This window comes from Amycolatopsis sp. NPDC052450 (assembly GCF_044547565.1).
Taxonomy (GTDB): domain Bacteria; phylum Actinomycetota; class Actinomycetes; order Mycobacteriales; family Pseudonocardiaceae; genus Amycolatopsis.
Window position 1 is genome coordinate 212,977 of the sequence record NZ_JBIUAQ010000012.1, and the last position, 8,418, is coordinate 221,394.

Below are 8,418 nucleotides of genomic sequence, written 5' to 3' on the forward strand. Positions count from 1 at the left end.
ACGCTCAGCGTCTCCAATGCCACATTGGGGACACCGGGACCGAGTGCCGGACCACCCCCCATACCGCGTTCGCCGTACCCTTCAAGCAAGTGCGCTGAAGGTAGTGAAGGAGGCCTTCACGGACCGGCACGCCCGGCTGAGGGCCGAAGCGATAGCAAAGGTCCCTTGCTCCCTTCCTGGGGATCCCCTCGAAAAGTGTCGGTGGGGGTGCGTAGCGTTGCGGACGGGGTGATCCGATGGAGCAGATTGGTTTCGACTTCGGCGTCGAGGCGCCGCGCAAGCTGACGAAGGTCTCGCCCGCGCGCCTCGCGACGTTCGAAGATTGCCCGCGCCGTTATCGCATGTCGTATCTGGACCGCCCGTCCCCGGCACGCACCGGCGCGTGGGCGCACAGCACGCTCGGCGCGGTGGTGCACAACGCTTTGCGGGCGTTGTTCGACCTGCCGGTGATCAAGCGCGTGCCGCAGCGGGCGATGGCGCTCGTCGCCGAACACTGGAAGGACGCCGGGTTCGAAGACACCGACCAGGCCGCCCGGTATCGCGCCAGGGCGAAGGCATGGGTCGCGGAGTACGTCGAGCACAACGACGTCAGCGTCGATCCGGTCGGGCTGGAGCGCTGGGTTTCGGCGCCTGTCACGCTCGAGCCGGGCAGCGGGCCCAGCCTCATCATCGAGGGCCGCGCCGACCGCATCGACCAGCGCGGCCGGGAACTGGTGATCATCGACTACAAGACCGGCCGCCGTGAGCCGGACGAGTACGAGGCGCGCTCTTCGCAGGCCTTGGCGCTGTACGCGGTCGCCGCGGCCCGGACGCTGCGGACGCCGTGCTACCAGGTGGAGCTGCACCACGTGCCCACCGGGACCATCGCGGCCGCCGAGCACACCGAGGAGAGCCTCAAGCGGCATCTCCAACGCGCCGACGAGACCGCCGGGGACCTGCGCCTGGCAACGGATACCCTGGACGCCGGCGGCGACGAGGACGTGTTGTTCCCGGCGCGCCCGGGCCGCCGTTGCTCATGGTGCGACTTCCGGCCCAGCTGCGCGGCAGGCCAGGAAGCCGGGCCCGCGGCTCAGCCGTGGGAGTTGCTGGCGCCCTAGATTCTCCAGATTCGACGATTGGACAGGCGAGGACGTGTCGTCACCGGACACCGAAGAGCTCGCGACCACCCCGCCGCCCGCGGAGCGGAACGCGCCCGGGGCGACCGACGGCGGCCGGTTCTGGCGCGGGCTGACCGGATCGCTCGCGGCCGGGATGACCGTACTGGCGGTGTGCGTGGTCGCGATCGCCGCGATCTGTCTGTTCACCGGGGCGCCGGGCCCCGGTCTCCTGATGCTGATCGGCCACCCGGTCGCCGCGGTGCTCGCCTTGCTGGCGCAGCGGGTCGTCGATGGGCGCGCCGGCCGCGTCGCCGGCTTCGCGGGTCTCGGCGTCGTGGTGAGCGTGACGGCCGCTCTGAGCCTGTTCTGGTGGAGCTGACCGCGGCAGGAAAGTGCCATCGACCGGAGAAATGCCTCCCGTCCCTGCGAAACTATGGCTCACTGGGCATGTCGTAGATGAACACGCTGCCCTGCAGCGAGGACGAAGGGCGCCGTTGATGACTTACCCACCCCAGCCAGGACAGCCCGACCAGGGCCCTGGCGGGCAGCAGCAGTACCCAGGGCAGCCCGAACAAGGCGGGCAGCAGTACCCGGGACAGCAGCAATACCCCGGGCAGCAGCAGTACCCGCAGGGCGGTTACGACCAGAGCGGCGCGTACCCGCAGCAGCAGTATCCCGGCTACGGCCAGCAGCAGTACGGCCAGAACCAGCAGTACCCGCAGGGCTTCGGCGGGCCGCCCGCGCCGCCGAAGAACAACAAGACCGGCCTGATCGTGGCCATCGCCGCCGCTGCCGTCGTCGTGATCACGCTGGGTATCACCGGGTTCGTCGCTCCCGGTTTCTTCCTCGGTGACGACAAGCCCGGCAAACCGGCCGGCCCGGAAGACACCGCGCGGGCGATCATCGACGGCATCAACGCCCACGATGGGACCGCGTTGACGGCGCTCAAGTGCACGAACGCGGAAAAGGACATCGACCAGGTCATCGATCGAGTCGGCGAAGCGTCGGACGCTTCGATCGGCGCGTTCACGAAGGTCTCCGAAACCAAGTACACGGTGGCCGTCACGCTGAGCATCGCAGGGCGGCCCGCCACCGCCACCGGCACGCTCGCGAGCGAAGACGGCAAGTGGTGCTGGAAGGAAGTCAGCCGGCTGCGCACCAAGTCCACGACGCCGGGCTGACGACGGGGGCGGTAGCAAGGGACCTTTGCTATCGCCCGCCGGTCACTTGAGCGCGACCAGCGTCGGACCGCGTTGCTCCAGCAGCACCGGGCCGACCGACGACAGCACCACCGGGCCGGTGTAGCCGCGCCTGTCGACACCGACGGTGCGGATGGTGGCCCCGGTCGTCTCGTCGAGCACGGCGAGCCCGCCCTGGATGGGCACGACCAGCTGTTCCCCGAAGGTCACGCCGGGACCGGCGGAGTTGTTCAGCGTCCAGCGCGGCGTGAGGTCGTCGCGCGAGAACGCCATGGTCTTCGAGCCGGTGAACCAGTAGACGCCCTGCGCGGTCCACGCGGTCGTCATGACGCCGCCCACCGGGTCCTGTGTGATGTCCGCGTCGGGCACGTCGAGCGGGTACGCCGACTTCTGGAGGCCGTCGCCACCGTAGATGACCAGCAGTTTCTGTTCGGGCAGCACGATCAGCGCCAGATCGCCGGACATCGCGACGACCTTCGCGTTCTTGCCGGCGAGCACGGTGCTGTAGTCGACCTTCGGGTCGTCGGCTTCGTCGTTGGTCGCGCGGTAGACGGTGAAGCGGTCGGCCGGGTCGCCGGGGCAGCGCTCGACCACGCCGATCTTGCCCGCCGCGGCGGCCACCGTGCCGTAGGTGCAGCCGGTCCTCGGCTGCTTGTTCGGGTTCACGATGGCGGGGACCTGGCCGTACTCCATGCTCTTGACCAGGTCGTCGCGCCAGGTGTTCAGCAGTTTCTTGCCGGTCGTGGTGACGTGTGATCCGTCGACGACCAGCCGGGTCCCGAGTTCGGCGTCGCCGTTGCGCTGCGCCGTGCGGCGCCCGGTGCCGGCGTCGAGCTGGGTGACCTCGCTGCAACCGGTGTCCTTGCGGTACACCGCGTCCACCTTGATCCCGGCGAGCGCGACCGTGCACAGTTCGAGATCGCGGGAGTAGCGCCACCGGACGTCGCCGGTGTACGGATCCCGGCCGAGCACCTCGCCCTTGTCCGCGGTGACGACGCTGTTGGCCTCGCCGATCGGGACGGGTGTCGACGAACTCGGTGCCTGCCACAGCTCGGTCAGCGAGCCGGGCACTTCCGCCGGGGCGGGCGGGAGCCCGGGCGGCATGGTGTTGGCGACCTGCGCGACGGTCGCCGCGTTGTCGCTGTTCACGCCGATGACGACGCCGGCGACGGCGACGACCACCACGATCGCCGCGGCGAGCACACGATCCCTCGTGCGGTTCCACGGCGAGCGCCGGGCGCGTTTCCCGCCCAGCGGTGGCTCGATGGCCACCGCCGCGGCGGGTTCGGCGTCCAGCACGTCTTCCGTGCCGATCGCGTTTTCGGCCGTCCGCGGTTCGGTACCGCTCGACGGCTGTCCGGGATCGGCGGGCACGGGCCGCGCCGGTTCGTCGTCCGGCGCGGCGTCCCAGCGTTCGCTCACGTGCCCCTAGCTCCCCACGTCGAGGTCTGAAGCTCTCAGTCTGCCGACGCAGGTGTATCAGAAGTCGCCGAGGGACGGCGACGGCGGCGTCGGCGAGCCGGACGCTCGGCGCTGTCGCCCGCCTCCTTCTCGACCGCCGGGCCGCTGACCTCCGGGCTCGGCTTGGCGGCGCCGCGGCTGCGGCGACGGGACCGCGTGCGGCCCTCGGACGACGCGTCGCCCTCGGTGCCTTCCGCCGAAGCGGCCGCGGCGTCTGCGGCCTCGACCTTGGCGGCCGCGTTCGCGCCGCCACGGGTCCGCTTGCGCGGCGTGCGGTTGCGCTTGCGGGGCGCTTCTTCTTCGTCCTTCGGGCCCTGGCTCTGGCCCTGGCCACGGCCGCGGCGCTTGCCACCCAGGTCTTCTTCGACCTCGGCCGAAAGACCGGCGCGGGTCCGCTTCGACAGCGGGAGGCGCCCGGTGGTGCCCTCGGGGATGCCCAGGTCGCTGAACAGGTGCTTCGACGACGAGTACGTCTCGGCGGGCTCGGGCATGTCGAGCCCGAGGATGTCCGAGATCATCTTCCAGCGCGGCGTCTCGTCCCAGTCGACGAGGGTGATCGCGACACCGGTGCGCCCGGCGCGGCCGGTGCGGCCGATCCGGTGGACGTAGGTCTTCTCGTCCTCCGGCGTCTGGTAGTTGATCACGTGCGTGACGTCGTCGATGTCGATACCGCGGGCGGCGACATCGGTGGCGACCAGCACGTCGACCTTGCCGGCGCGGAACGCGCGCAGTGCCTGCTCGCGGGCGCCCTGGCCCAGGTCACCGTGCACGGCGGCGGCCGCGAAGCCGCGCTCGACGAGCTCGTCGGCGACCTTCTGCGCGGTGCGCTTGGTGCGGGTGAAGATCATCGTCAGGCCACGGCCTTCGGCCTGCAGCGCCCGGGCGATCAGCTCGGGCTTGTCCATCGAGTGCGCCCGGTAGACGAACTGGGTGGTGCGCTCGTGGATGGCGCCGGCGTCGTTCTCCTCGGCGCGGATGTGCGTCGGCTGAGTGAGGAACGTGCGGGCCAGCGTGATGATCGGGCCCGGCATGGTCGCCGAGAACAGCATCGTCTGGCGCTTGTCCGGGACCATCCGCAGGATGCGCTCGATGTCGGGCAGGAAGCCCAGGTCGAGCATCTCGTCGGCCTCGTCCAGCACCAGACCGCGGACCTTGCCCAGCACCAGGTGCTTCTGCTCGGCCAGGTCCAGCAGGCGGCCCGGGGTGCCGATGACGACGTCGACACCGCTGCGGAGCGCCGCGATCTGCGGCTCGTAGGGGCGGCCACCGTAGATGGCCAGTGTGCGGATGCCGAGGTGCTTGCCCGCGCCCTTGAGGTCGTTCGCGACCTGGATGCACAGCTCACGGGTCGGCACGACGACCAGCACCTGCGGGGTGCCGTCGCCGGGGACCTCGACGCGGTGCAGCAGCGGGACACCGAAGCCCAGCGTCTTGCCCATGCCCGTACGGGCCTGGCCGATCAGGTCGTCGCCGGCCATGGCCAGCGGCAGCGTCAGTGCCTGGATGGCGAAGGTGCGCTCGATCCCGGCCTCGCTCAGCGCCTTCACGATCTCCGGCTTGACGCCGAAGGAAGCGAAGGAGGGGGCTTCGGGTTCCACCGGTGCGCCCGCCTGCAGCGGGTGCGACACGTCGAGCGCCGCCGGGCCTGACTCGCTGTGCTCCAGCGCGACGGCCTCCGGAACGCCGGCGGGGTTGTCTTCGGGCGTGTTTTCGTTCGTGGTCAGGGTGCTCGCCTCTCTCGTGACCAGCGCGCACTGCCCTGGTCACCGATCGACACTCGACCACGAAAATTCGCTCGGGCTCCGCGCTACTGGCGCTGAAGCGGCCCTTCGTGGGAATGCCGCAGGATGGCGTGCACGCACATCATTCTTGCGCTGATCGGAGCCGCACCGGCTGTCCTTCAGCCGCAGCAGCGTCCCGATCCGGGACGGATGATCCGTCGTATCCGGCCGCCAGTCTACCTGATCTGCGGTTTTCTGATAGTCCCCGCCGCGCCGGAGGTGGGGGAGCTCTCTTTCCGGCCGAAATCCCCGCCGCGCCGGAGGTGGGCAGGCTCTCTTTCCGGCCAAAACCCCCGCCGCGCCGACAAGGGTGGGATCGGTCTCTTCCCGTCCGGGCGGGTGTGTTCGGCGATACCCTTTCCGCCGTGACGGAGGCAAAGCAGATCAGCGAGGGCGTAGTCGATTTGCTCGGCGTACTCGCCTATGGGGAACTGTCCGCGTTCGACCGCTTGGCCGAGGACGCGCGCACCGCGCCGACGCTGTCCGGCCGGGCCGCGCTGGCGTCCATGGCGGCCGCCGAGATCGGGCACTACGACCTGCTCACCAAGCACCTCGCGGGGCACGGTGTCGCGATCGAAGACGCCATGCGGCCCTTCGTCGGGCACATCGACGCCTGGCATGCCTCCACGGCGCCGCGTTCCTGGCTCGAGTCACTGGTGAAGGCCTACGTCGGCGACGGGCTCGCGGCGGACCTCTACCGCGAGATGGCCAGCTGGCTCGACCCCGAAACCAAGGATCTGGTGCTCACCGTGCTCGCCGACACGGGGCATTCCGCGTTCGCCGAACGCGAAGTCGCGGCCGGGATCGAGGCCGACCCGAAGGCGCGGGACAAACTCGCGCTGTGGGGCCGCCGCCTGCTGGGCGAGGCGTTGACGCAGGCCCAGTACGTCGTCGCCGAGCGGGACGGGCTCGCCGAGCTGATCGTCGAAGGCTCCGGCGACCTTTCGGGAATCGCCGCGTTGTTCCGCCGGTTGCAGCAGGGGCACACCAAACGCATGCAGGTGCTGGGGCTCGGCTGACGTCTCTTCGGCTAGCCTTGGCGGGCCAGTAATTTCGAACTTTCAAGCGGAGGTCCCACGTGGAGGTCAAGATCGGCATCAAGGACACGCCGCGGGAGCTCGTGGTGTCCAGCAGCCAGTCGCCCGACGAGGTCGAGGAACTGGTCGCGAACGCCTTGAGGGCCGGCGACGGGATCTTCCGCCTCGACGACGAGAAGGGCCGTAAGTACATCGTGCCCACCGACCGGATCGCCTACGTCGAGATCGCGCCGTCAGACGTTCGCAAGGTCGGCTTCGCTGTTGGTGGTTAACCCGATCGGGTTGTAGTCGGATGTCACAGTGGCGTCACCGCCGCGTCTCAGCCAGCTCTCAGATTTGATCGTCACGCTAAGGCGGGGACGGCAGGGGGCTAGCCGAGAAATGAGGTGGACGGCGTCACTGTGATGGACCGCGCGCTGGTCGACGGCGTGCGTACAGTTCCCGAACAAGGCAAGCGGGCCGCTGGTCGGCTGACCGGCATCGATGTCGCCCGCGGCTTGGCCGTCCTCGGCATGTACGCGGTGCATGTCGGCCCCGATCCCGCCAAAGGCGGCGTCGGGGTGCTGTTCAAACCGTTCGAAGGCCATTCCGCGGCGTTGTTCGCGGTACTGGCCGGGGTCTCGATCGCGCTGATGTCCGGCGGACGCCGCCCGAAACTGGGCCGCGACCGGACGCGCGTCGCGCTCAAGCTGGCGACCCGGGCACCGCTGCTGGTGGCGCTGGGACTGTGGCTGACCAGCCTCGAAACCGGCTACATGGTGATCCTGGCCTACTACGGGGCCTGTTTCCTCTTCGCGATCCCGTGGCTGCGCGCGGGCGCGAAGGCGCTGGCGATCGCGGCGGTCGTCGTCGCCGTGGCGGGCCCGCTGCTCTCGCATCTGATCAGAGCGCAACTGCTTCCCCGCGACCTGCTCTTCTTCGCGCCGGACCTGACCGCGGACGATGTCACCTCGACCGGGCTGCTGAAGGCCGCGACCGTTCTCGTCCTGACCGGGACCTTTCCCGCGTTGACGCTGATGGCGTACGTGTTCGCGGGGATGTCGCTCGGGCGGATGGACCTGACGTCGCGCAGCGTGTGCCGTCGGCTGTTCTTCGGCGGATCGGCGCTCGCGGTCGGCGGTTACCTCGTGTCCTGGCTCGCGACCGGGCCGCTCGGCGGCATGCAGGCCGTCTACCGCTCACTGGAACCGGCCGCCGCGCAGATGGGGATGACGCCGCCGGAATTCCTCCGGCTCCACCAGACCTGGATCCACGGCACGCCGCCGACCACCAGCTGGGCCTGGGAACTGCTGCCGACGGGCACCTCGTACACGCCGTTCGACCTGCTGATCTCGATCGGGATCGCGGCGGCGGTGATCGGCGGCTGCCAGCTGCTGATGCCGAAGTTCGAGCGCGTGCTGCGGCCGCTTTCGGACCTGGGCGGGCGGGTGCTGAGCGCGTACGTGCTGCATTTCGTGGCGATCGCGCTGCTGTGGGACGAGAGCGACGGCGATGCGATCTTCAGCGTGCTGCACTTCGTCGAGTTCTCGGTGGTCGCGCTGACCGCCGCGGTGCTGTGGCGGAAGTTCGTCGGGCGCGGGCCGCTGGAATGGGCGATGAACAAGCTGTCGAGCTGGCCGAAGTACCTGGGCGCGGTGATACGGGTGCCCGCTCAACGACGGGGCTGACGACCTTCGCGCGCGTTTAGAGGTGGGTCTGAGGCAGTGGTCGAGGGGGGGGGGGTTTTTGGGGTGTTAGAGACACAAAAAAAACCCCCCGGGGTGGGGGGGGGGGCGAAACACCCCCCCCCAAAAAACCCCGAAACAGCGCGAAAAAAGAAACAGACAAATTATTTAAACAGAGG

At 69.6% G+C, this 8,418-nt stretch carries 8 protein-coding genes; 6 read left to right on the forward strand and 2 right to left on the reverse strand.

All coding sequences use genetic code 11. From position 1 onward, the window contains the following. Positions 1-236: 236 nt before the first annotated feature. The 3 genes from ACIHAO_RS22010 (at position 237) to ACIHAO_RS22020 (ending at position 2,278) form a co-directional block, all read left to right on the forward strand. Entirely contained in the window at positions 237-1,097 is an 861-nt protein-coding gene (locus ACIHAO_RS22010) for a RecB family exonuclease (RefSeq protein ID WP_396560531.1), read from the forward strand. A gap of 34 nt (positions 1,098-1,131) precedes the next feature. Further along, positions 1,132-1,476 (forward strand): hypothetical protein, encoded by a 345-nt coding sequence (locus ACIHAO_RS22015; protein ID WP_396560533.1) that lies wholly within the window; start codon positions 1,132-1,134, stop codon positions 1,474-1,476. A gap of 118 nt (positions 1,477-1,594) precedes the next feature. Next, positions 1,595-2,278, forward strand: a complete 684-nt coding sequence (locus ACIHAO_RS22020) for a hypothetical protein (RefSeq protein WP_396560535.1) — start codon at positions 1,595-1,597, stop codon at positions 2,276-2,278. 42 nt (positions 2,279-2,320) lie between these two features. Here ACIHAO_RS22020 and ACIHAO_RS22025 read toward each other — a convergent pair whose 3' ends face one another. Beyond that, positions 2,321-3,718, reverse strand: a complete 1,398-nt coding sequence (locus ACIHAO_RS22025) for a hypothetical protein (RefSeq protein ID WP_396560537.1) — start codon at positions 3,716-3,718, stop codon at positions 2,321-2,323. A 35-nt stretch (positions 3,719-3,753) separates the two neighbouring features. Then, complete coding sequence (locus ACIHAO_RS22030; RefSeq protein ID WP_396560539.1) at positions 3,754-5,355, reverse strand: DEAD/DEAH box helicase; 1,602 nt, start codon at positions 5,353-5,355, stop codon at positions 3,754-3,756. Positions 5,356-5,903: 548 nt separating this feature from the next. On the opposite strand from ACIHAO_RS22030, the gene ACIHAO_RS22035 reads away from it, so the two are divergent. The 3 genes from ACIHAO_RS22035 (at position 5,904) to ACIHAO_RS22045 (ending at position 8,242) form a co-directional block, all read left to right on the forward strand. Next, entirely contained in the window at positions 5,904-6,557 is a 654-nt protein-coding gene (locus ACIHAO_RS22035) for a ferritin-like fold-containing protein (protein WP_125796623.1), read from the forward strand. 59 nt (positions 6,558-6,616) lie between these two features. Beyond that, positions 6,617-6,847: a DUF3107 domain-containing protein gene (locus ACIHAO_RS22040; RefSeq protein WP_005167610.1), complete on the forward strand. Its 231-nt coding sequence runs from the start codon at positions 6,617-6,619 to the stop codon at positions 6,845-6,847. A 114-nt stretch (positions 6,848-6,961) separates the two neighbouring features. Then, a complete protein-coding gene (locus ACIHAO_RS22045) occupies positions 6,962-8,242 on the forward strand; it encodes a heparan-alpha-glucosaminide N-acetyltransferase domain-containing protein (protein WP_396560542.1) in 1,281 nt (426 codons plus the stop codon). Positions 8,243-8,418 lie beyond the last annotated feature (176 nt).

Excerpts from the sequence above, each read along its gene's own strand:
- ACIHAO_RS22010 (WP_396560531.1), top strand. The coding sequence starts at position 237 with ATGGAGCAGATTGGTTTCGACTTCGGCGTCGAGGCGCCGCGCAAGCTG.
- ACIHAO_RS22020 (WP_396560535.1), top strand. The coding sequence starts at position 1,595 with ATGACTTACCCACCCCAGCCAGGACAGCCCGACCAGGGCCCTGGCGGG.